The 23132-nt window shown below is 70.6% G+C and carries 24 protein-coding genes; 13 read left to right on the plus strand and 11 right to left on the minus strand.

Going from position 1 to position 23132, the window contains the following annotated elements; genetic code table 11:
* Window positions 1-16: 16 nt before the first annotated feature.
* From ACIBAG_RS38290 to ACIBAG_RS38340, 11 genes are all read right to left on the minus strand, one after another.
* The gene (locus ACIBAG_RS38290; RefSeq protein WP_399111831.1) at window positions 17-385 is read right to left on the minus strand and encodes a 4Fe-4S dicluster domain-containing protein; all 369 of its coding nucleotides are present in this window, start codon (window positions 383-385) and stop codon (window positions 17-19) included.
* Window positions 382-1995, minus strand: coding sequence for an FAD-binding protein (locus tag ACIBAG_RS38295; protein ID WP_399111833.1), 1614 nt, complete (start codon window positions 1993-1995; stop codon window positions 382-384). Before ACIBAG_RS38295 ends, ACIBAG_RS38290 begins: the two co-directional genes overlap by 4 nt.
* A complete protein-coding gene (locus tag ACIBAG_RS38300) occupies window positions 1992-3347 on the minus strand; it encodes an LLM class flavin-dependent oxidoreductase (RefSeq protein ID WP_399111834.1) in 1356 nt (451 codons plus the stop codon). The genes ACIBAG_RS38295 and ACIBAG_RS38300 overlap by 4 nt, the downstream gene beginning before the upstream one ends.
* A gap of 88 nt (window positions 3348-3435) precedes the next feature.
* A complete protein-coding gene (locus tag ACIBAG_RS38305) occupies window positions 3436-4452 on the minus strand; it encodes an ABC transporter permease (protein WP_399111836.1) in 1017 nt (338 codons plus the stop codon).
* The gene (locus ACIBAG_RS38310) at window positions 4449-5297 is read right to left on the minus strand and encodes an ABC transporter ATP-binding protein (protein WP_399111837.1); all 849 of its coding nucleotides are present in this window, start codon (window positions 5295-5297) and stop codon (window positions 4449-4451) included. The genes ACIBAG_RS38305 and ACIBAG_RS38310 overlap by 4 nt, the downstream gene beginning before the upstream one ends.
* 4 nt (window positions 5298-5301) lie before the next feature.
* On the minus strand, window positions 5302-6345 hold the full coding sequence (locus ACIBAG_RS38315; protein WP_399111838.1) for an ABC transporter substrate-binding protein: 1044 nt from the start codon (window positions 6343-6345) through the stop codon (window positions 5302-5304).
* 162 nt (window positions 6346-6507) lie between these two features.
* Window positions 6508-6657, minus strand: a complete 150-nt coding sequence (locus tag ACIBAG_RS38320; protein ID WP_399111839.1) for a putative leader peptide — start codon at window positions 6655-6657, stop codon at window positions 6508-6510.
* 191 nt (window positions 6658-6848) lie between these two features.
* Window positions 6849-6992, minus strand: coding sequence for a hypothetical protein (locus ACIBAG_RS38325; protein WP_399111840.1), 144 nt, complete (start codon window positions 6990-6992; stop codon window positions 6849-6851).
* Window positions 6993-7033: 41 nt separating this feature from the next.
* Entirely contained in the window at window positions 7034-7606 is a 573-nt protein-coding gene (locus ACIBAG_RS38330) for a winged helix-turn-helix domain-containing protein (protein WP_399111842.1), read from the minus strand.
* Between the two features lie 272 nt (window positions 7607-7878).
* Window positions 7879-9855: an FAD/NAD(P)-binding protein gene (locus ACIBAG_RS38335; protein WP_399111844.1), complete on the minus strand. Its 1977-nt coding sequence runs from the start codon at window positions 9853-9855 to the stop codon at window positions 7879-7881.
* Window positions 9852-10859 (minus strand): ABC transporter permease subunit, encoded by a 1008-nt coding sequence (locus ACIBAG_RS38340; protein WP_399111846.1) that lies wholly within the window; start codon window positions 10857-10859, stop codon window positions 9852-9854. The genes ACIBAG_RS38335 and ACIBAG_RS38340 overlap by 4 nt, the downstream gene beginning before the upstream one ends.
* 596 nt (window positions 10860-11455) lie before the next feature.
* On the opposite strand from ACIBAG_RS38340, the gene ACIBAG_RS38345 reads away from it, so the two are divergent.
* From ACIBAG_RS38345 to ACIBAG_RS38405, 13 genes are all read left to right on the plus strand, one after another.
* A complete protein-coding gene (locus tag ACIBAG_RS38345) occupies window positions 11456-12607 on the plus strand; it encodes an LLM class flavin-dependent oxidoreductase (protein WP_399111847.1) in 1152 nt (383 codons plus the stop codon).
* Window positions 12604-13149, plus strand: a complete 546-nt coding sequence (locus tag ACIBAG_RS38350; RefSeq protein WP_399111849.1) for a GNAT family N-acetyltransferase — start codon at window positions 12604-12606, stop codon at window positions 13147-13149. Before ACIBAG_RS38345 ends, ACIBAG_RS38350 begins: the two co-directional genes overlap by 4 nt.
* The gene (locus ACIBAG_RS38355; RefSeq protein ID WP_399111851.1) at window positions 13146-14102 is read left to right on the plus strand and encodes an ABC transporter substrate-binding protein; all 957 of its coding nucleotides are present in this window, start codon (window positions 13146-13148) and stop codon (window positions 14100-14102) included. The genes ACIBAG_RS38350 and ACIBAG_RS38355 overlap by 4 nt, the downstream gene beginning before the upstream one ends.
* A 31-nt stretch (window positions 14103-14133) precedes the next feature.
* Entirely contained in the window at window positions 14134-15156 is a 1023-nt protein-coding gene (locus ACIBAG_RS38360; RefSeq protein ID WP_399111926.1) for an amino acid ABC transporter permease, read from the plus strand.
* The gene (locus ACIBAG_RS38365; RefSeq protein ID WP_399111853.1) at window positions 15153-15959 is read left to right on the plus strand and encodes an amino acid ABC transporter ATP-binding protein; all 807 of its coding nucleotides are present in this window, start codon (window positions 15153-15155) and stop codon (window positions 15957-15959) included. The genes ACIBAG_RS38360 and ACIBAG_RS38365 overlap by 4 nt, the downstream gene beginning before the upstream one ends.
* Window positions 15960-15997: 38 nt before the next feature.
* Entirely contained in the window at window positions 15998-16984 is a 987-nt protein-coding gene (locus ACIBAG_RS38370) for an ABC transporter substrate-binding protein (protein WP_399111855.1), read from the plus strand.
* Between the two features lie 73 nt (window positions 16985-17057).
* Window positions 17058-18086 (plus strand): LLM class flavin-dependent oxidoreductase, encoded by a 1029-nt coding sequence (locus tag ACIBAG_RS38375; RefSeq protein ID WP_399111857.1) that lies wholly within the window; start codon window positions 17058-17060, stop codon window positions 18084-18086.
* Window positions 18083-19351, plus strand: a complete 1269-nt coding sequence (locus ACIBAG_RS38380; protein ID WP_399111859.1) for a vanadium-dependent haloperoxidase — start codon at window positions 18083-18085, stop codon at window positions 19349-19351. The genes ACIBAG_RS38375 and ACIBAG_RS38380 overlap by 4 nt, the downstream gene beginning before the upstream one ends.
* A gap of 193 nt (window positions 19352-19544) precedes the next feature.
* Window positions 19545-20276 carry an MFS transporter gene (locus tag ACIBAG_RS38385; RefSeq protein WP_399111861.1) on the plus strand — a complete coding sequence of 244 codons (732 nt, stop codon included), beginning with the start codon at window positions 19545-19547 and terminating at the stop codon, window positions 20274-20276.
* Between the two features lie 68 nt (window positions 20277-20344).
* Entirely contained in the window at window positions 20345-20800 is a 456-nt protein-coding gene (locus ACIBAG_RS38390; protein WP_399111927.1) for an MFS transporter, read from the plus strand.
* A 113-nt stretch (window positions 20801-20913) separates the two neighbouring features.
* Entirely contained in the window at window positions 20914-21345 is a 432-nt protein-coding gene (locus tag ACIBAG_RS38395; RefSeq protein WP_399111862.1) for a low molecular weight phosphatase family protein, read from the plus strand.
* A gap of 372 nt (window positions 21346-21717) precedes the next feature.
* Entirely contained in the window at window positions 21718-21831 is a 114-nt protein-coding gene (locus ACIBAG_RS38400) for a putative leader peptide (RefSeq protein WP_399111864.1), read from the plus strand.
* Between the two features lie 81 nt (window positions 21832-21912).
* Window positions 21913-23124: an LLM class flavin-dependent oxidoreductase gene (locus ACIBAG_RS38405; protein WP_399111866.1), complete on the plus strand. Its 1212-nt coding sequence runs from the start codon at window positions 21913-21915 to the stop codon at window positions 23122-23124.
* Window positions 23125-23132: the final 8 nt, after the last annotated feature.

Consider the following 23132-nt stretch of genomic DNA (forward strand, 5'->3'; position numbering starts at 1 on the left):
GTGATCGGTCAGGTGGTCACGAGGTGATGGGCGGTGAGGTTCCCTTGGTCCCCGGCGGGCCGAGGGGAGGGCCGACGGCCCGCAGCGCGCCGGGTGTGCGGCCGCGTCCCCAGCCGATGTGCCGGCGGTAGCTGCCGAGCAGGCCGGTACGGTCCAGGTGGTCCTCGTCCCGGGCCGTGGCGTCGTCGGGCAGCGGGCTGGTCAGGGGCGCTACGTACAGCGCGTCGGCCGGGCAGTTCGCCTCGCACTGGAAGCAGGTTTGGCAGTCGTCGCGGCGGGCCAGCACCGGGATGCCGTCCTCGCCTCGGTCGAAGACGTCGGTCGGGCAGACCTTGATGCACTTGTCACAGGCGATGCAGCGTTCCGCCGAGACCAGTTCGATCACGAAGCCACCTCCAGGGGTGCGGCTGACGCCGCTGACGTGTTCGTCAGGGGCTCGACACGGGTCCACACCCGGTCCAGACCGCCCGTCGTGATGCGGTGGTGCTGACCGGGGTCCTGCGCGGGGAAGTCGAGCCGTTTGGCCATGCCGCGGGTCTCGGTACGGGCCAGCGCCGCCATGTACATCCAGCGGGCGTGTGCCGCCATCGCCGCCGCTTGCCGTGCCCGTATGGTGTCCGCGCCCTCGGCGTGCAGGGAGGCGCGCGACTGCTCCCAGACGCCGTCGAGGACCGCCAGCGAGGCGGTGAGGCGGTCGCCGTGGCGCAGGTAGTTCTTCTCGTACGGCAGCACCTCTGCCTGGACCGCGGCGACGACCTCCCGGAAGTCGTCGTCCGGACCCGGTTTCCCGGTGGGCCGGAGCCCGGCCCCGCCCGCGGCCACCAGGCGTCTCGTGGCGGCGCGTACGCCGAGCGAGCGGGCGTGGTGGGCCGCGCCCTGGCCCGCCCAGATGCCGGAGGATATGGCCCAGGCCGCGTTGTGGCTGCCGCCGCCGGTGAAGCCGCCGCAGATCAGCTCACGGGTCGCCGCGTCGCCGGCCGCATACAGTCCGGGAACGGTGGTGGAGCAGTCGTCTCCGGTGATGCGGATGCCGCCGGTTCCGCGCACGGTGCCCTCGGCGAGGAGCGTGACGGCGAAGCGCTGGGCGAAGGGGTCGATGCCCAGCCGGTCGAAGGTGAGGAAGAAGTTCGGCTGGGCCAGCCGCATCGCCTTGCGGGCCGCCTCGTCCGCCCGGTCCAGGCGGCAGTACACCTTCTCGCCGAGCAGGGCCTTCGCGATCACGGACCGGCCGCCCTGACTGGCCGCGCCCTCCAGGACCGTGCCGTCCTCGCGATAGAAGGTCGCGAAGGAGTAGAACGCGGTCTTGGTGACGGAGGTTCCCTCCGGAGCGATGCCGTACGCGTTGGAGAACTCCATCCCGGACATCTCCGCGCCCACCTCGGCGGCGAACAGCGCGCCGTCGCCGGTGTTGACGTTGCAGCCCAGAGCACCGCTGAGGAACGCGCAGCCACCGGTGGCCAGGACGACCGCCCCGGCGCGCACCCGGTACGCCTGACCGGCCTGCCGCCGGTGCCCCCGGACCCCGGCGACCGCCCCGGAGGGATCGGTGAGCAGTTCGGTGACCGGACTGTGGTCGAGGACGCGCACGCCGGCCCGCTGCACCCGGATCCGCATCCTGCGCATGTACTCCGGCCCCTGGAGTCCGTTCCTGAGCTGCCTGCCGTCCGGTCCCGTCGGGAAGGGATAGCGCCCTGCCGCCGCCAGTTCGTTCATCCCGGCGTACGTCTGGTCTAGCACCCGCGCCATCCAGCGCCGGTCGGCCAGGTAGCCGCCCAGGGCCTCCCTGCTCGCCATGGCCGTCTCACGCGCGGCGGGCTCCGGGGGGACGTACCAGACGCCCGTTCCGGCGGAGGCGGTGGCGCCGCTGGTGCCGCAGTAGCCCTTGTCGGCGAGGACCACGTCCGCCCCGTCCTGGGCCGCCTTGAGCGCGGCCCAGGTGGCGGCGGGGCCGCCGCCGACCACCAGGACGTCCGCGGTGAGGTCGAGACCGGTCATACGGCCACCTCCTCTTCCACGGCTGTCGCGGTCAGCCGGTTGGCGGGGCGGGCAAGGCCGTAGTTCTCGCGCAGGGTGCGGCCGGTGTACTCGGTACGGAACAGCCCGCGCCGCTGCAGGATCGGTACGACGTGGTCGACGAAGTCCTCCAGACCGCCCGGCAGATGGGGCGGCATGATGTTGAAGCCGTCGGCGGCGCCCTCGGTGAACCACTCCTCGATCTCGTCGGCAATCTGCTCGGGAGTGCCGGCGAAGACACGGTGACCGCGTCCGGCGCCGAGGCGGGCGATGAGCTCGCGCAGGGTGAGCCCGTCACGGCGGGCGAGTTCGGCGACGAGAGTGAAGCGGCTCTTGTTGCCGTTGATGTCCCGCTCCTCGGGGAGATCGGGCAGCGGTCCGTCCAGCGGCAGTCCGGTCAGGTCGGTGCCGAGCATCCCGGACAGCTGGGCGAGCCCGTACTCAGGCACCTGAAGGTCAGTCAACTCCTGCTCCAGGAGCCGGGCTTCGGCTTCCGTCGAGCCGATGACGGGCGCGATGCCGGGAAGCACCAGCAGCTGGTCCCCGGTACGGCCGTAGCGGGCGAGCCGGGACTTGAGGTCCTTGTAGAAGGCCTGGCCGTCGGCGAGGGTCTGCTGGGCGGTGAAGACGGCCTCGGCGTACCGGGCGGCGAACTCCTTGCCGTCCTGAGACGAACCGGCCTGTACCAGTAGCGGGTATCCCTGAGGGGCGCGCGGTACGTTCAGGGGGCCCTGTACCCCGAAGTACTCCCCGCGGTGGTTGATCTCCCGCACCTTGTCGGTGTCGGCGTAGATGCCGCTCTCCCGGTCGAGCAGGATCGCGTCGTCCTCCCAGCTGTCCCACAGCTTGGTGGCGACCTCGACGAATTCCCGCGCCCGCTCGTAGCGCAGCGCGTGCTCCAGGTGCTCGTCCTGCCCGAAGTTGCGGGCCTCGTCCACGGTGCCTGAGGTGACGATGTTCCAGCCGGCCCGGCCGCCGCTGATGTGGTCCAGGGAGGCGAACTTGCGGGCGGTGTGGAAGGGCTCGTTGAAGGTGGTGGAGACGGTGGCGATCAGGCCGACGTGCTCGGTGACCGCCGCCAGGGCGGACAGCAGGGTGAGCGGTTCGAAGCCGCCGAGGGCGTTGTGGCGGACCTTGCCCCACAGGGCGAGTCCGTCGGCGAGGAAGACGGAGTCGAGCAGGCCGCGCTCGGCGGTCTGCGCGAGCTGCTGGAAGTAGCGCAGGTCGGTGACGCGTTCGGGCTGGGTGCGCGGGTGTCGCCAGGCGGCGTCGTGGTGGCCGGCGTTCATCAGGAAGGCGTTGAGGTGCAGTTGACGGGGTCTGGGCGCGGTCATGGGGTTCCTCGGATCGGGGGCCGGCGAGCGGAGCGGATGACAGGGGGAGGAGCAGAGGGCGGAGAGGGGAGGGGCGATGGCGGGCGGGTCAGCCGCCCGCGGGCACGCGCCAGGAGCTGAGCCGTCGCTCGACGGTCACCAGGAACTGGTTGAAGACCACGCCGATGGCGGAGATCGTGATGATGCCCGCGTACATCTGCGGGATCGCGAAGTTGTACTGCGAGGCGTTGATCAGATAGCCGAGGCCCGCCTTGGCACCGATCATCTCGGCGGCGACCAGCACCAGGATCGACACCGCGCCGGCCAGCCGGATACCGGTGAACATCACCGGCACCGAGGCCGGCAGAATGACCTTCTGGAACAGCCGGGGCGCGGACAGGTCCATCGACTTCGCCAGCTTCAGCAGGGTCGGGTCGACGTGGCGGACCGCGCTGATGGTGTTGAGCAGGATCGGCCAGGTGCACGCGTACACCACGATGGAGATCTTCGAGGTCTCGCCGATGCCCAGCAGCAGTACGAACACCGGCAGCAGGGCCAGCGCCGCGGTGTTACGGAACACCTCCAGGAGGGGTCCGAGAAGGTCGGCGACCGGCCGGTACCAGCCGATCAGCAGTCCGAGCGGTACGGCGACGGCGACGGCGATACCGAATCCGCTGAACGAACGCGCCAGGCTTGCCCGCGCGTTGTCGGCGAGCTGACCGTCGGTGGCGAGCCCCCACCAGGCGTCGGCGACCTCGCTGAACGGCGGCAGGAAGGTCCGGTCCACCAGACCGGCTCGTGGCGCGATCTCCCACAGCAGGAGCAGGGCCACGACGGCCGCGGACCTGGTCGCCCCCTTCAGCAGCAGGTGCGGCAGTCGGCGGACCGTCCGCAGCGCCGTCCGGCGCACACGGGCCGTAATGGGGGGAGCCCGGCGCACGTCCGGGGGTGATGAGACGCCGGGCGTGGTCGCTGTGGAGGTGCCGGCCTCAGGGGACGTGGCGGACTCGGCGGACTTGGTGAGGGAAGGTACCTGGAGGGTTTCTGTCGTGTTCGTCGCGTCGGTCGTGGTGGTCGCGTGGGTGGCGTCGGCCTTCTCTGCGGTCGTGCCGGTCGTGGCGCTCATACGGAGGCCTCCTCCTTCTCCAACTGCTGGGCCCTGGCCACCTCGTCGTGCAGCAGCGACCAGATCTCCTGGCGGTGACGTGCGAACTCGGGACTGGAGCGGAGGTCGTCCGTCGCCGTACGGGAGCCGAGCGCGACCGGCACGATCTGCTTGATCCGGCCGGGCCTGGACGTCATGACGGCGACGCGCTGTCCCAGGTGGACGGCCTCGTCGATGCTGTGGGTGATGAAGACGACGGTCTTGCCGGTGCGCTGCCAGATGCGCAGCAGTTCGTCCTGCAGCGACTCCCGGGTCTGGGCGTCCAGCGCGGCGAACGGCTCGTCCATCAGCAGGACGTCGGGGTCGTAGGCGAGGCTGCGGGCGATCGCCACCCGCTGCCGCATCCCGCCCGACAGCTCGTGCGGATGCCGCTCCTCGAACCCCGACAGGCCGACCAGCTCGAGGAACTCCCGGGCGCGTGCGGCACGTTGGCGCCGTGGCGCGCCGGTGGCCTCCAGGCCGAACTCGACGTTGCCCTGCGCCGTGCGCCACGGCAGCAGCGCGTACTGCTGGAACACGATGCCCCGGTCCAGTCCGGGCCCCGTGACGGGTTCGCCGTCCAGCAGGATCCGCCCGCCAGTGGGCTGGGTGAGGCCGCCGAGCAACTCCAGCAGCGTCGACTTTCCGCAGCCGCTGGGACCGACCAGGACGACGAACTCGCCGTCCCCTATCTCCAGGTCGATGCCGTCGAGGGCGGTGAACCGGATGGCCTGCCCGTCCCTCGTCCGATCCTTTACGGTGAAGTCCTTCCGTACGTCCTCGAACACGATCTTGGGCGTCGTGGATTGCGTGGTGGCTTCCGGCATGGGATCAGCTCCCGCTCTTCGCGGCGGAGGACTTCTTGTAGGCGTTGAACTCATTGGTGTAGAGGTCCGACAGAGGGACCTGGCCCTTCTTGATGTCGCCCCGCTCGGCCAGCCAGTCGATCCACAACTGGAGTTCCTTGCCGGTGATTCGGCCCGCCGTCTCGGCGACTCCGTAGGACCGCCAGAACTTCAGCGGTGCGGTGTCCTCGTTGCGACCGCGCTTCTTCACGATCTCCGTCATCCGGTCGACGACCTCCTCGTGCGGAGTGGTACGGGACCACTCGATGGCCCGCCCCACGGCGGTGACGAAGGTCCGGGCCGTGTCGGGGTTCTGCTTCAGGAAGCGGTCCGTCATCACGTAGGTGCCGGCGCTGAACGCGCCGAGCAACTGGTAGTCCGTGAACAGTGGGCGGATGCCGCCGGTTTCCAGGGCCTTGTCGCGCAGGATGCCGCCGAGTACGGCCACGTCGATCTGCTTCTGGCGCAGGGACTGCTCGGTGTTGACCGGAGGCACCACGAGCGGCTCGACCTTGTCGATGTCCGCCTGGGACAGACCGCCCCGCTGAAGGTAGATGTCGAGCATGGCCTCGGAGTGGGCTCCGAGGGTGTTCATCCCGACCTTCTTGCCGATCAGGTCCCGGGCCGAGCGGATCGGGCTGTCCTTGAGGACGTAGAAGCCGTTGTAGGCGTACTTGTCGGCGCCGTAGTAACTGATGACGGCCTTGATGGGCGCGTTGTTGGCGGCCAGCTTGACGACCGCGCCGTTGAACGCGCCGCCGAAGTCGACCTGACCCGTGGCCGCGGACTGGATGTCCTGCGGTCCGCTGATCGTGTTGCCGACCCACTTCAGCTTCACGTCCTCCAGGTAGCCGAGATCCTCGGCCAGTTCGGGCAACGTGACCTGACCGGCCCAGCCCTGGTATCTCAGCGTCTTGGTCTGGTCCTTGGCAGCCGGTGTCCCGGACGCGGTCGTGCCGCAGCTCACCGACACCGCCGAAAGACCGAGAAGGGTGAGGAAGTGACGTCGGGTCGATGCCGTCGTGGCCATGGAAGGGTCCTGTTCGGGAAGCGGAGAAAGGAAAAGGCAGACGTCGAACGGCGAAGAAGCGCCCTCAGCAGAAATGGCTATGACGAGGGCCGACGTCTGTTGAAAAAGCAGCGGCTTGCGCAGAAACCGACTGTGAAATGGAGCGAAGGGGAGCTGTGCCCGTCAGTGAGTGCGGCGACCGGCGGCACAGATGGCGCTGGCCTGACGTCGCAGGTCGACGTGCAGGCGCGCGGCGAGGGTCTCGGACTTGCTCACAGCCACGAGAGTTGCAGCGAAATCCAGCCAGGTCAATGTCGCTTGCGTATGCGTCATATGTTCTCAACGGTCCGACATGGGAATGAAGCGCGGCGTTCACAAAGCTCTGTACGGGCGGTGGCGTGGTGACTGCCCATTGCGGTTTCGATCTCCGGAATCGCTGTCCCCGAACATCCCCGCCTCGCGATCAGGCGGGCAGGACCAACACGCGCGAAACTGCAGCCAGAGCACCACTGTTCAGCTGCGGATCACTCCTCTGCCTGCGCGGCGAGAGCAAGCCCGACGACGAGCCCGGCGCTCCACGGCAGCAAGTAGTGGCAGCCGAGCTCGCCGCCTCCCTGACTGAGGGGCGTCAGGAGCGTCAGCAGTCCCGCCTCGCTCAGCTGGGGCACCTCGGGACGGCGCTAAGGCAGGATCTGTGGAAGTGATCTTCTCAAGGCCGGGCGCAGAGCGCGGCGTTGGGGCTCTCCTGCAGGTCGGGCACATACTTGTAGCCCACGCGCCGAACGGTGACGATGCGGTGCCGGTGAGCTTGGCCCAGCTTGCGGCGCAGGCGGGCGATGTGGACATCCACGGTGCGGCCGTCGCCGATGTGGTCATAGCCCCAGACGGCGGCCACCAGCCGATCACGCGTCTGCACGTGGTGGGGATGCTGAACGAGATGCGCCAGCAGCTCGAACTCCAAGTAGGTGAGGTCCAGTTCGCGTCCGTCCACCTCGGCGACGTGTCGCTCCGGATCGATGCGGACGACGTCGTCCGCCGTCCGCCGGGCAGGGGGCGAGGGTGTGGCGTCGACCGGTCGGATCTCGGGCCGTGGCCTGTCCTTGGCGAAGAGCTCGCTGGGATCGGTGCCCTCGGGGACGAGCAGGAGGTAGCCGACGAGCGGCGCCGCAGTGTGTCCCTGGATGTCTCTCCGAGCGGTATCGCCCACCAGGCGAAGACGGGGTGGGTCGGAGAGGGGTGAATCGTGCGGGGTGGTGGCCTGGGCCGGAAGTGCCGTGGTCATGGCGGTTGTCCCTCAGAAGTGTGTCGGGCCATCAGGTGCACCTCGTGGTGCCGTCTGATCGCCAGGGAAGGTGGGAGCGGAGTGGCACGGGCGAACGTGCGAGTCGCGTGCCTTACGCGCGGCAGCAGGCGGCACTGACGACGTGACCAAAGTCGACATGCCGACGACGAACGAGTCGTTGCTGCTTACGGGACATGTTCATCATCCTGCGCACCCCCGGCGGACGCAGTCAAGGCTTCCCTAGTAATTCCGTAGGAAAAGTAGGGAAGGTCTCACACTCTGAGAGGTCGGCCGTCCACCGGTGACGTTGCCGTCTCGGCTTCGGTGGGGCTCAGGGCACGCAGGAGCGCGCGGGCGACCGCGTCGTTCTGGCGGAAGGCCGGCGCATTGGTGCGGGGGCGGGCGAAGGCGGCGACGGCCCGGCTGTTGGTGGGGGCGCCGAGGGCGATGCGGCGGGGATGGGGGCCGCCGAGGGACGGATCGATGACGTGGCCGTCCTCGGGGGAGACCGCGAGCAGGCCGGAGCGGTGGGTGTGCGCGGGGTCGGCGATGACCTCCTCGGCGAGTGCGCCGCCCCGGTACAGGCCCCGCAGGAGTGGGTCCTCGGCGCGGTCCAGGGAGGGGCCCGGCAGGTACGCCTCGATCAGGGCCGTGGCGTGGGTGGTGTGGCCCGAGACGGTGGTGCTGGTCGCGGTGAAGGTGCCGCTCGTCTCGTCGGTGGCGACGCGGATACCCGCCCCCAGGAAGCGGACGATGCCGGCCCGGGACAGCGCGAGGAGTTGGCGCAGGCGGAAGCCGGGCGGCCCGGAGGCGAGGAAGCTGAAGAAGCCGTGCCACCAGCCGTCGAGGTCGTCGGCGACCGAGCGGGCGGTGAGACGACCGGAGGCGACGAGGCGGGGCAGTTGGCCGTAGACGGACAGCAGGGCGAGGAACGCGCCCAGGTCGGCGCTGAACTCCGGGTTCTCGCGGCGGGTGACGTCCTGGGCGATGTGATCGCGCAGGTGGTCCTGGAAGGCGTCCGGTGTGAGGAAGGCGAGGCCGTCCAGCGGTTGGTCCAGGGCTTCGAAGTCCAGCCTGTCCGCCGGATCGGGCACGGCCGTGGCGACGAGGCCGGCCATCTCGTCGTCGTACCAGCCCAGGCGGTCGTAGGCGGCGACGAAGTCCGGCCAAGGGAGGGCGGTGCGTTCCGGGTGGGCGTGGAACAGCTCGTGGTAGTGGCCGAAGCCGATCTCCTTGGCCATCAGGGGCCACACGTCGCACCGCAGGTCCAGCGGGCGGTCCTCGGCGAGCAGGGCGTCGATCGTCTCGGGCCCGAAGTGGCGCGGCAGCGGAGGCCGGGGGCCCTGGAGGCGGTAGCGGGTCTTGGAGTGGTACGGCACTCCGCGCCGCGATCCGACGTGCAGGACGGGCTCGCGGCCGGACGGGAGGTAGGTGAGGGTGCCGTCGGCCTCCGTGCGGTACCTACCGCCGCGGCCCTCGGTGAGCAGGGTCATCAGGTCGATGAATGCCAGCCCGAAGCCGCGCAGGATGACGTGTTCGCCGGGTCGTAGTGCGGACAGGTCGGCGTCGGCGGAGAACTCGGGCGGGAGGTGGAAGCGGCCGTGCCGGCGGGCGAAGGCGGCGTGGTCACGGTACTCGGCGGCGGGCGTGGAGCCGAGGTGCCCCTGGGCCAGGATCACCAGGTCGGCGGTGAGGGGAGTGGCACGGTCGGCGAGGTGCACCTGCTGCGGGCCGTCCGGGGGACCGGTGACGGCGGTCGCGGTGGCGGGGTGCCACTCGACCGTGACGGTGGGCGGCAGTTGGGCCAGCGCCCGGCGGAACACCCAGTCCAGGTAGGCACTCTGGGCGCGGCGGGTGGGGAAGTCGGCCCCGTCGAGCGTGCGCAGTTCGGCGAGCACCTCCGGGTCGGCGGGTTCGGCGTACGGGACGTGGCGCGGGCTACGGCCGGAGAACTGGGCGGCCCACTCGGCGAGCGAGGGGCCCGGCTGTACGGGGCCGTCGATCATGGAGGACTCGTCGGTGAACAGGGTGACGTCCTCGGCCATGGAGTTCATCCGCAGCAGCGCCGACTGCTCGTGGCGCCAGATACGTCCCGGGCCGGGCGAATGCGGGTCCACCAGGTGGATGCTCAACTCCCGTGACTCGTCCCACAGTTCGGGCGTGTTGGCGGCGATCCGCTCCAGCAGGCCCGTGGCGCGCGGCCCCGCGCCGACGACGACCAGGACGGCCGGCGAAGGGGTGCTGCTCACCGGTCACCGCCGATCGCCGGGCGGGCGTCGGCGGCCGTGGCCGCGCTCAGTCGGTGGCGCACGGCGGTCAGATGGCCGCGCAGCCGTTGCAGCGGGGTCGGAGGCAGGGCGCGGGAGTCCCCGCGCGCGTAGTACCGCTCGACGTAGAACTGGCCCGCGCTCAGCACCGTGGTGACCGCGATGTACCACAGGGTGGCGACCATCAGCAGCGGGATCACCTGGTAGGTCTGGTTGTAGATCAGCTGCACCGAGTACAGCAGGTCGTGCACGGCCAGCACGCTGACGATGCTGGTGCCCTTGAGCGTGCCGATCAGCATGTTCCCGGCCGTGGGCACGATCGAGCGCATCGCCTGGGGGACGACGATCCGGCGCAGGGTGCGGCGTCTGCTCAGCCCTAGTGCCTGGGCCGCCTCGGTCTGCCCGGAGTCCACGGAGAGGATGCCGCCGCGCACGACCTCGGCGGCGTACGCGGTCTCGTGCAGGGTCAGGCCGATGACGGCGGTCAGGATGGGGCCGAGGAGGTTGACCGTCTTGACGGTGAGGAACTGCGGGCCGAAGGGGATGCCGAGGCCGATAGTCGGGTACAGGGCGCCGATGTTGAACCAGAACAGCAGCTGAACCAGCAGAGGCGTGGACCGGAAGATCCACACATAGCCCCAACTCAGCGTGCGCAGCACCGGGTTGGCCGACAGCCGCATCACCGCGAGCACGGTGCCGAGCAGGAATCCGAGCACCATCACCACAGCCGTCAGCCACAGGGACAGCAGCAGTCCGTCGAGCACGGCGGCGGTGGTGAAGTACCGGCCCACCACGTTCCATTGGAAGGCGTCGTTGCGGACGACGGAGTTGAGCACCATCGCGAACAGCAGCAGCGCGACCGCGGCGGTCAGCCACCGGCCGACGTTCCGGCGCGGCACGATGCGCGGCACGTCGGGGCCCGGCGCGCTCGCCCGTTTCGGGGGGTTCGTCGCAGGGGCCGGCGTGACTTCGGAAGGCGTGACCATCGAAAGGCTCTCCGGGGGAGGGGATCGCAGGCGTGGATGACCACCCGGTGGCACTCGCGGGGAGCGCAACGGCACAGGCGCCGCGTGCGTACGGTGCGGCCGGGGTTCGGCGTCGTCACATTCGCCACGTCCCTCAACGCGGCCGGGGAGGCTGCCGCGCGGGGCGGAGCCGATCCGCTGTCGATCGTATGTGCCCAGGGCATCGATATGTCAACAGCGCCCTGGGCAGCGCCTGTCCAGGCGGCCCGGCATCCGGGCGCTGCTTGACGAGCGCCACGATGTACTGCTCAATTAGTCGCATGACTGCCCAGCAGCGCTTGGTCTCGCGCGATCACATCGACTTCGGTCGGGTGTGGTCGGCCGCGTGTTGCGCCTGACTCGGCAGCGGGCCGTCTGACCGGCCCTCCCCTCCCTCGGTGACCCCGTCGCGGGCCGAGTTCTCTTCCCACGCGCGCTGCCGCAGCTCTGCTTCTCCCGACGCCCGGCGTCGTCACGACCGCACCGACCCGTCTGCCTGACGGCTGTTCACTCATGCCCGCACGCAAGGCGATTCCGCCATGCCTGCGTGCCGCCGCAATCCCTGAAAGGCCATGCCCATGCCTGTGGAGTTCCTCGGCATCGCCGCCACCAATGACGGCTCCGAGACCACGCCGCGCTCCGGCGCCGCGTTCGACAAGGAGTACACGCTCAGGCTCGCCCGGGCGCACGAGGACCACGGCTGGGACCGGGTGCTGTTCGCCTACGGCTCCGGCTCGCCGGACCCCGCACCGGCCGCCGCGTACATCGCGAGCCGGTTGGAGCACCTGCGGATCCTGCTTGCCCACCGGCCCAACGTCTCGTACCCGACCTTCGCCGCGAAGACCTTCGCCACCCTCGACCAGATCAGCGAGGGCCGGCTGACCGTGCACTTCATCACCGGCGGCAACGACCTCGAACAGGGCCGCGAGGGCGACACCCTCACCAAGGACGAACGCTACGCCCGCACCCGCGAGTACATCAGGGTCGTCAAGAAGATCTGGACCACCCACGAGCCCTTCGACCACGAGGGCGAGCACTACCGCTTCCACGACTTCGTCAGCGACGTCTTCCCCGTCCAGCAGCCCCGCCCGAACGTCTCGTTCGGCGGCTCGTCCCCTGCCGCGTACGCCGCGGGCGGCGCCGAGGCGGACATCTACTGCCTGTGGGGCGAGCCGCTGGCGAAGACCGCCGAGCAGATCGAGAACGTGAAGGCCGCCGCGAAGGCCGCGGGCCGCACCGACGTGCCCCGCATCCAGGTCGCGTTCCGCCCGATCATCGCCCCGACCGAGGAGCTGGCCTGGGAGAAGGCCCACCGCACGGTCGGCGCGATCAAGGCGCGCAAGGAGAGGGGTGAGGCGATCACCAAGCGCCACAACGGGCACGCGCAGCCGCAGGCTGCAACACCTCAGAACGTCGGCTCGCAGCGGCTGCTCGCCATCGCCGAGGCGGGGGAGCGCTACGACCGGGCCCTGTGGACGCCGACCGCCGCAGCGACCGGCGGCGCGGGCAACTCCAACGCCCTGGTCGGCACGCCCGAGACCGTGGCCCAGGCGCTCCTCGACTACTACGACCTCGGCGTCGACATCCTCTCCGCCCGCGGCTACGACCTGCTGGGCGACGCCATCGACTTCGGCCGGTACGTCATCCCGATCGTCCGCGAGGAGGTCGCCAAGCGCGACGCCGAGCGGGCGGCACGCGGGACGCAAGCCCTTGCGGCGGTGGGCGAATGACCTCCGTAGCCCAACCATCGTCGGCAGCAGTGGATGTGACAGTGCTTCATGTCCCTGTCTCCGATCCGCGCGTGAGACCCCTGCTGCGCGAGCTCGGCCACGAGTACTCCACGCGCTACGGCAAGGACGCCCATGCCGAGATCTCCCGCTACCCCGACGAGGAGTTCACCGAACCTTACGGCGGCCTGCTTCTCCTGTTGCTGGAGCGCGGCGAGCCCGTCGCGGGCGGCGCCTTCCGGCGGTACGACGCGACCACGGCCGAGCTGAAGCGGATCTGGACGCACTCCGCCCACCGGCGGCGTGGCCTTGCCCGGCACGTCGTCGCCGAGCTGGAGCGCGAGGCGGTGGCACGCGGCTACCGGCGGATCTACCTGACCACCGGCCCGCGCCAGCCCGAGGCCCGCGGCCTGTACCTGGCCACCGGCTACACACCGCTGTTCGACACCGAGGCAGACCCGGAAAGCATCGGCCCGCTGCCCTTCGAGAAGCATCTGCCGGCCGAAGCACGCACAGCACGCACGGGAAAGGCAGCCGACCTGTGAACCCTCGCCCGATCAGAACCCGCCTGCGCATCGCCGCGACCATCGCTGTGCTGCCCGTACTGGCGCTGAGCGCCTGTGGCTCCGGCGACACCTCCGGCACCACACCGGCGGGCGCTCAGGTATCCCCCGCGCCGACCGGCGACCCGGTCGCCGCCGTACACAAGGTGGACTCCGCCGCCGCCCTGCTGCCCGCCGACGTCCGCAAAGCGGGCGCGCTGCGGGTCGGCAGCTCGGTCGGATTCCCGCCCGGGGCGTACTACCCGAACGGGCAGGACAAGCCACCCGCCGGCCAGGACATCGACATCGCCGACGCGGTGGCCAAGGTCCTCGGCGTGAAGCTGGAGCGCCAGGACGCCTCCTTCGAGACGATCCTGCCCGCCCTGGGCAGCGGCAAGTACGACTTCGGGACCGGCAACTTCGGCGTCACCACCGAACGCTTGAAGACCATCGACTTCGTCACCTACATCAACGACGGCCAGGGCTTCGCGGTGAAGAAGGGCAACACCGAGCTCACGTCGAAGGTCACCGACCTCACGCAGCTGTGCGGGCTGACCATCGGCACCGGCGCCGGCACCACCTTCGAAGCGACCCTCACCGCGCAGAAGGGCGTGTGCGCGAAGGCGGGCAAGAAGCCGTACGACGTGAAGGTCTACTCGGAGAACGCGGCGACCCTAACCGCGCTCCAGCAGGGCCGTATCGACGTGATCATGTCGACCATCAACGGCCTGCGCTACCAGGCGGCACAGGACGCCTCCCAGACCACCTTCCTCGGCGAGTTCCACCGCCTCGACGTCGGCTTCGCCTTCAAGAAGGGCTCCCCGCTCACCAAGGCCTTCCAGGCTGCCGTCGACGAGCTGATCAAGGACGGCACCTACGCCCGGATCCTCGCCAAGTGGGGCACCTCCGCCTCCGCGATCGACACGTCGCGGATCAACCCGCCCGAGCACACCTGAGAGTTGAGCAGGAACGTCCACGATGTCCACGCTGCCATCCACCACCGACACTGCGCCGCCCGGCGCGGTCACCCCGGGCACCGGCCCCGGGGCTCCGCCCGCGCCGGACGATCCGGCCTCGCTCAAGGTCGTACCCGCCCGCCATTACGCCCGCTGGTTGGCGGCCGTCGTCGTGATCGTGCTGGTCGCCCAGTTCACGCACGGGCTGGCCACCAACCCGGTCTGGGAGTGGGGTGTCTTCAGCGACTACGTGCTGTCGGAGACGATCGTCCAGGCGGTGTGGGTGACCCTCCAGCTCACCGCGTACGCCACGGTGCTGGGCTTTCTCCTCGGCACCGTGCTGGCCTTCATGCGGCTGTCGCGCAGCCCGGTGCTGCAGACCGTCGCCTGGACCTACGTCTGGATCTTCCGGTCCATTCCGATGATCGTCCAGCTGGTGTTCTGGTTCAACCTGAGCGCCCTGTACGAGGAGCTGGGCTTCGGCATCCCCTTCGGCCCGGTGTTCTGGTCCGTCGACAGCAACAGCATCATCGGCACCATGGGCGCCGCTGTCATCGGGCTGACGCTGCACCAGGCCGCCTATGCCGCCGAGATCGTGCGCGGTGGTGTCATCGCCGTCGACCACGGGCAGCTGGAGGCGGCCGCCGCGCTGGGCATTCCCCGGCTGCGGCAGATCCGCAGGATCCTGCTGCCGCAGGCCATGCGCGCCATCCTGCCCACCGCCGGCAACGAGATCATCGGCCTGCTCAAGGGCACCTCGGTGGTCTACGTGATGTCCATCGGCGAGCTCTTCTACCAGGTACAGGTGATCTACGGCCGCAACGGCCGGGTGATCCCGCTGCTGCTGGTCGCCACCGCCTGGTACGTCGTCCTCACCTCCCTCCTTTCGGCCGCCCAGTACTACGTCGAGCGCCGCTACGCCCGCGGCGCCGACCGCACCCCGCCGCCCGCCCCGCTCCAGCGCGCCCGCCGCTTCGTCCGCACCCTGCGCGCGGCCGCCGCCCAGCGCAACCAGCCCGTCGTACCTCTGAAGCCCTTGGGAGACAGCCGATGAGCGACGTGACGGTGGCCGTCAAGGACGCGACGCCGACGGTCGACGACGTGATGGTGGACGTCCACGGAGTCCACAAGAGCTTCGGCCCGCTGGAGGTACTGCGCGGCGTCGACCTCCAGGTCCGCGCCGGCGAGGTCACCGTGATCCTCGGCCCGTCCGGCTCCGGGAAGTCCACGCTGCTGCGCACCATCAACCACCTGGAGAAGGTCAACAGCGGCTGGATCAGCATCGACGGCGAGCTCATCGGCTACCGCCGCGCAGGGGGCAAGCTGCACGAGCTGAAGGAGAAGGACGTTCTGAAGCAGCGCACCCACATCGGGTTCGTCTTCCAGAACTTCAACCTCTTCCCCCATCTGACCGTGCTGGAGAACCTCATCGAGGCCCCCGTCTCCGCCCTGCGCCGCCCACGCAAGGAGGCGGAGGAGACAGCCCGCCGGCTCCTCGACAGGGTCGGCCTCGCCGACAAGGCCGACGCCTACCCGCGGCAGCTCTCCGGCGGTCAGCAGCAGCGCGTGGCCATCGCCCGCGCGCTCGCCCTCGAACCGAAGGTGCTGCTCTTCGACGAACCCACCTCGGCGCTCGACCCGGAACTGGTCGGCGAAGTCCTCGACGTCATCAAGGACCTGGCCCGCACCGGAACCACCATGATCGTCGTGACCCACGAGATCGGCTTCGCCCGCGAGGTCGCCGACACCGTTGTGTTCATGGACGGCGGTGTCGTCGTGGAGCAGGGCCCGCCCGCGGCCGTCCTGGACGACCCCCAGCACGAGCGAACCCGCGCCTTCCTGTCCAAGGTCCTCTGACCGACCCTCACCCCCTTTCCGTAGCAAGGAGCACGACCATGTCCACCTCGATCACCCACCGCCGCACTGCCGCAGCCGCGCTCGGACTCGCCACCGCCCTCGTCCTCGCCGCGTGCAGCAACCCCGACGACGGCGGCACGACCGAGGTCGCGGCCACGTCGGGCGGCAAGACGAAGATCAACGTCAGTCCCGGCCAGAACCGCATCACCACCGACAAGGTCGACTCCATCGCCGCGGAGGTTCCGGAGAAGATCCGCGAGAGAGGCACCCTGGAGATCGTCGACTCGTCCGGCTCCGCCGCGCCGCTGACCTTCTACGCCACCGACAACAAGACCGTCATCGGCGTCGAGCCCGACATCGCCTCCCTGGTCGCCGACGTACTCGGCCTCAAGCTGCACATCAACACGGTGTCCTGGGAGAACATCTTCGTCGGCCTGGACAGCGCCAAGTACGACGTGGGCTTCAGCAACATCACCGTCACCGAGGAGCGCAAGGAGAAGTACGACTTCGCCACCTACCGCGAGGACAACCTGGGCTTCGAGGCGAAGAAGGGCAGCGGCCTGAAGATCACCGGGCCCGAGGACGTGGCGGGCAGGACGGTCGCCGTGGGCAGCGGCACCAACCAGGAGAAGCTGCTCATCGAGTGGAGCAAGGAGAACGAGAAGGCCGGCCGCAAGCCGGTGAACATCAAGTACTACCAGAACGACAGCGACACCTACCTCGCCCTGCAGTCCGGCCGCATCGACCTCTACCTCGGTCCCAACCCGACCGCCGCCTACCACGCGGCCACCACCGGGAAGACAGAAGTGGTCGGCACGTACTCGGGCGCCGGCTCCACCCTCCAGGGCCTCATCGCGGCCACCACCAAGAAGGACAGCGGCCTGGTCAAGCCGCTCGCCGACGCCCTCAACCACGTTATCGACAACGGCGCATACGCGAAGGTACTCGAGCGCTGGGGCCTGTCCGACGAGGCCGTGACCAAGTCCGAGATGAACCCGCCCGGCCTGCCCAGGACCAACAAGTAGCCGACCCGGGGTGCGCAGGCCGTACGACGACTGCGCACCCCTGCCTTCGGACACGAGCACAGGACACGAGGTCATGTCCCGAGAACTCCACCCCTCCGTCGCACTCGACGGGACCGGCCACCGCCCCGACGGGTCCCCACCGCCCGGCGACAGCGCCGGCCGGCTCGACGCGGTGGCCGCACTCGCCCGCGCCGCGCCCCTGACCAGCAGGATCGGCCTGGTCCCGACGGTGACCACCACCCACACCGACCCCTTCCGCACCTCCACCGCCCCGGCCACCCTCGACCACGTCAGCGAGGGCAGCGCCGGCTGGCTGGTCGACGTCTCCAGCACCGAGGCCGAGGCCCTAGCTGTGGGCGGCCGCGGAGTCGAGCCCGCGGCCGAGCTGCGGGCCGAGGCGGCCGACGCCGCCGGGGTCGCCGTCCGGTTGTGGGACAGCTGGGAGGACGACGCGGAGACACGGGACGCCGCCACCGGCCGTTTCATCGACCGGGACCGGTTGCACCACATCGACTTCGAGGTCCGCACGTCTCGGTCCGCGGCCCGTCCCACGTTCCCCGCCCACCCCAGGGGCGCCCGCCCATCGCCGTCACCCTCGACGTGCAAGCGCCGGGTGACGGAGGGGCCGGACGTGACCCGGAGGCGCTGCGCGAACGCGGCCTGTTCCGCGGCGACTACACCGGCCGCACCCTCCGCGACCACCTCGGCCTGCCCCGCGCCGCCGGCCGATACGACGGAGACGGGGAGCCGGCCCGCTGACGCACTCCACGACAACCACCGCAACGACCTAGCCTCGCAAGCGAGTTCACCTGGGCCCGGTCGTTTGGATCAGGCCGGCTGTGAGGTGCTGCGCCCTTCAGCCGACCCGAGCGGAGTCTGGTGCGTGCAGCTGCAAGGCGGAGGAGGGAGTCGACGCAATGGGGGTCCCCCCTGCTCGAGCGAAGTCGAGAGCTTGGGGGAGTCGGCGAGTGACGACAACGCGGCAGATGCGCGTGCCAGGGCCCGCGACGCCGGGATGATCCAAACGACACGACCTAGCCCCCACTCACCAGCGTCTACAACACCACCGCTCATCCGCACATCCGCGAAGGAGTACGCGTGAAACCGTTCAGAACCCGTCATCCCCTCCGTCCCGCCCTGGTGGCGCTGGGTTCGGCCGTCCTGCTGGCCGCCTCCGTCACCGTCCCGTCCGCCGCGGCCGCCGTGGTGGAGGAGCAGCCGCGTTCGTCCGTCGCGCTCGACTGGTACGACACGACAGTGGCCACCATCGCGGCGGGCGGCGCCCCGACGCAGATCACGAACAGCCGGATCTGGGCGGTCAGTTGGCTCGCGGCGGCCCGAGCCACCCGTCAGGTGCCGTCAGACGTCGACCGGGGCGACTTCCAGGACGCGGCCCTGGCGTCCGCCGTACACGACGCTCTGGTGGCGCTGGTCCCCTCCCGCACTCAGGAACTGGACGCCGCTCTGCGCACGACGCTGGAGGCCGTTCCCGACGGAGCGGCCGAGTCGAAAGGCGTGGCGGCCGGCGCCCGCCAGGCGCGGCTGGTGCTCGGCGCCCGCGAGGGGGACGGCCTCGACCCGGCCTCGGTCAACGCGCCGTTCACCGTCCCACCGGCGGCTCCTGGAGTGTGGCAGCCGACCCCGCCCGCGTACGCCCCGGCCGCTCAGTACGGCAACCGGCTCGCGCGGCCCTTCCTGCTGGACAGCCCCGACCAGTACCGGCTGCCCGCCCCGCCCGCTCTGGGCTCCGCGCGTTACCGCGCCGATCTGGCCGAAGTCCGTGCATACGGGGCGGTGGACAGCACCGTACGCACGGAGAGGCAGACAGAGACCGCCACCTTCTGGCTCGGATCCTCACTGACGCTGTACACCGAGCCACTGCGGGTGGCCCTCGCCCGGGCACCGCATTCCAGCGCCGGACGGGCCAGGCTGGTAGCGCTGTTCCACGTCGCCTTGGTGGACACGCAGATCGCCACCTCCGACAGCAAGTACGCCTATCTGCGGTGGCGCCCGGTCACGGCCATCCGTGCCGGTTCGATCGACCCCGACCCCGCATGGACGCCGCTGCACACCACGCCGGCCCATCCCGACTACCCCAGCGGCCACAACACGTACTCGGGCGCCGCGGAAGCGGTCCTCTCGGCGCTCGTCGGGCCGCGCACGGCCCCCTTCCGGCTGACCAGCCCCACCGCCCCCGGAGTGACCCGCACGTACACGACCTGGAGCCGACTGTCCCAGGAGAACGTGGACGCCCGCGTGTACTCCGGCATTCACACCCGCTCGGCCGACGAGGCCGGTCTCGTCCTCGGCGAGCGGGTGGCGACGCACGCCCTGCGCAACGCCGCGCGCCTGTTCGGCACGCTGTGAGCGGCACCGGCACCAGGTGCGGCCGCCCACGGAGTGTCCCTCGCCATCACCGGGCTCTGCGTCGTAGCGGTCGGCTGTCGCGAGCACCGCACTCGGCCTGAGCCCGGGCTCGGAGGGATCTCAGACCAGTCGGGCGTCCGCTGGTGGGATCGTCCACTGGGCAGCGCTCCGGCTGCCCGGCAGACTGCCCGCCATGACAGGGACCTCGCCCGGCACTCGGTCCGCCGCCCGCGCCCGGGAACAGTGGCTCACGCCGGGCGTCCGCGGGATCGGCTCCGCCAGCTTTCTGGCCGACGTCGGCCATGAGATTCCCACCGCCTTGCTGCCGAGCCTGCTCACCTCCACGCTCGGTGCGCCGGCGGCAGCTCTCGGAGCCATCGAGGGCGTCTCCGACGCGCTCGCGGGTGCGGCTCGCTTCGGTGGTGGCGTGCTGGCGGACGACCCGGCCCGGCGTCGCAAGGTGGCGGTGGGTGGCTACACGGCCACGGCCGTGTTCGGCGCCGCCACGGCAGGGGCGACGGCGGTGTGGCAGGTCGGCGTGTTGCGGGCCGCGGCCTGGACGGCCCGGGGGCTTCGGGTTCCGGCCCGCAACGCGCTGCTGGCCGACATCGTCCCGGCGGGGGCGTACGGTCGGGCGTACGGGTTCGAGCGCATGATGGACAACCTCGGCGCCATCTTCGGGCCCCTCCTGGCGCTCGTTCTGGTCGCCTGGATCGGCGTGCAAGGGGCGATCGGCCTGTCCGTCATCCCGGGACTGCTGGCCGCCGCGGCGATCGTGTATGCCATTCGCAGGACCCCGCGCCCCGAAATCCGCGGCCGCGTCCCCCTGAAGATCCGCGTCAGGCCCGTGCTGTCCGGCGACCTGGGCAGGCTGATGGGCGCGGTCGCGGCGTTCGAGGTCGCAACGTCGCCGCCACGCTGCTGATCCTGCGGGCCTCGGAGCTGCTGGCGCCGGGACACGGAACGAAGGCCGCGACCACGATCGCGCTCGGCCTGTACACCGCCTACAACGTCGCCGCCGCCGTCGCCTCGGTACCTGCCGGACGGCTCTCCGACCGACTTGGCGCCCGCGGCCCCATCCTCGTCCTGGCGGGCGGCGTCGCCGCGTTCGCCTTCTCCTACGGCCTGCTCACCGTCAACACGACTGCTGTCTCTGTCCTGGCCCTCCCGTTCCTCCTGGCCGGCATCGGCATCGGCGCGGTCGAGACCGCCCAGCACTCCGCCGTCGCCGCCCTCGCCCCGAAGGAAGTGCGCGGTTCCGCCTTCGGCATGCTCGCCACGGTCCAATCCCTCGGCAACCTGGCCGCCAGCGCCGTCGCGGGCGTTCTGTGGAGCGCCGTATCCCCGACGGCAGCCTTCCTCTACCTCACCACCTGGATGGGGATCGCCGTGGTGGGCCTGCTCCTCGCCGGACGGCGGACGAGCCGGTATGAACGGTGTGCGAAATGATCCGTTGCCCCGGAGCCGACCGGCGGCCCTGCCGCTAGCGTCCTGTATGCCAGCGTGGCAGTGCCCCCGCCCGGGGCTGTCGCGGTCGAGAGCCCCGTCGAAGGATCATGCCCATGTCCGAGTCGAAGCCCCGGCCCAGCGTGCTGTTCGTGTGCGCGCACAACGCGGGACGGTCGCAGATCGCCGCCGCCTTCCTGGAGGAGTTGACCGGCGACCAGGTGCGCGTGCGCTCCGCGGGCCCGCAACCGGGGGAGCGGGTCAACCCGTTGGTCGTGCAGGCGATGGCGGAGGTCGGCATCGACCTCGCCGGGCGTACTCCGCGTCAGCTGACCGACGAGACCGTCGGCGTCAGCGACGTGGTGGTGACCACCAGTGGCGCGGACGCCTGCGCCGTGCTGCCCGGGCAGCGGCACGAGGACTGGCCGGTGGAGGACGTCGCGGGCCAGGACCTGGACGGTGTACGGGCCATCCGGGACGACATCCGCGCCCGGGTCGAGCGCCTCGCCGCCGACCTGGCCACGCGCCGGGAGGCCGGGGACCGCTGACGCTGACCGCCTTGCGTCATCGGTTGGGCGGGACGCCCGATGTTCTCGTGGGCAGCGCGCACGCGGTCTCCGAGGACGGCTTTCGCCTGGTCGGATCCGCCAATGGCCGCCGCTCGCCTGCCGAGCGAGGTGTGGTCGTGCCGGTCCGCGACCCTGTCGGGTTGTGACGCGCTTCCCGTCGGACGACCCCGACCGAAACGAACCCGAAGGGAATTTCATGCACCTGCAATGATCTAGCCCTCAACTGCCTGCTAGACATGAGGGGATGACCCCCTGCGACGCCGCCCGCACACCCGGCTCGTCCGCGGCCGGAACATCGCGCGAAGCCGGGGCGTTGTGACTCATGACGAGATGTGCCAGGCGCCGACGCGCATGACCCTGAGGACGGAGGTGGTGGACGTGACGCCCATATTCCACGCCGTCCACCTCCATTCCCGGCCCCACATAGACCTCCAGCGCGTTGCCGGCGCGCTCTGTTGTTCCTGACCCGTTCCTTCACCGCCGTTGCCTCCCCTTGTCTGCGGGGGCCGGCGTTCTCGTCACGGACTTCCAGGAAGGCACCCACTCGTGTCCTCGACAACTCCCCCCTCCCTGCACCTTGCTGTCGCCCTGGACGGCACCGGCTGGCATCCCGCCTCCTGGCGCGAGCCGGTGGCCCGCCCCCGCGACCTTTTCACCGCCGGGTACTGGGCCGATCTGGTCGCCGAGGCCGAGCGCGGTCTGCTCGACTTCGTGACCATCGAGGACGGCCTCGGCCCGCAGTCCTCCCACTTCCTGGACCCGGACGAGCGCACCGACCAGGTCCGCGGCCGCCTCGACGCGGTCCTCATCGCCTCCCGCGTCGCACCGCTGACCCGGCACATAGGTCTGGTTCCGACCGTGGTCGCCACCCACACGGAGCCGTTCCACATCTCCAAGGCCATCGCCACCCTCGACTACGTCAGCAAGGGCCGCGCCGGCCTGCGGGTGCAGATCACCGCCCGCCCGAACGAGGCCGCGCACTTCGGCCGCCGCACCATCCCGCGCATCGAGGCCTACGACCACCCGGAGACCCGGCAGTTGGTCGCCGATCTCTTCGACGAGGCCGCCGATCACATGGAGGCTGTGCGCCGCCTCTGGGACAGCTGGGAGGACGACGCCGAGATCCGCGACGCCGCCACCGGCCGCTTCATCGACCGGGACAAGCTGCACTACATCGACTTCGAGGGCCGCTTCTTCAGCGTCAGGGGCCCCTCCATCACGCCCCGCCCACCACAGGGCCAGCCGATCGTCAGCGCCCTCGCCCACGACACCGTCCCGTACCGGCTCGTGGCCCGCGCCGCCGACATCGGCTACGTCACCCCGTACGACACCGACGAGGCCCGCGCGATCGTCGCTCAGATCCGCGCCGAGCAGAACGCGGCGGGGCGAGGCGCCGAGCCCCTGTACGTCTTCGGCGACCTGGTGGTCTTCCTCGACGACGACCCGGCTGTCGCGACCGCCCGCCGGGAACGGCTCGACGCGCTCGCGGGACAGCCGTACACGAGTGACGCCCACATCTTCACCGGCACGCCTTCCGAACTCGCCGATGTACTACAGGAGTTGCACAGCGCCGGGCTGACCGGCTTCCGGCTGCGCCCCGCCGTCGCAGGCCACGACCTCACGGCGATCACCCGCGGGCTGGTCCCCGAACTGCAGCGCCGGGGCGCCTTCCGCCGCGCCTACGAGGCCGACACCCTGCGCGGCCTGCTGGGCCTGGCCCGCCCCGCCAGCCGCTACGCCGAAGCTGCCACCGCCTGAGCCGGAGG

The sequence above is a fragment of the Streptomyces sp. NPDC051243 genome, assembly GCF_044455405.1.
GTDB lineage: Bacteria > Actinomycetota > Actinomycetes > Streptomycetales > Streptomycetaceae > Streptomyces.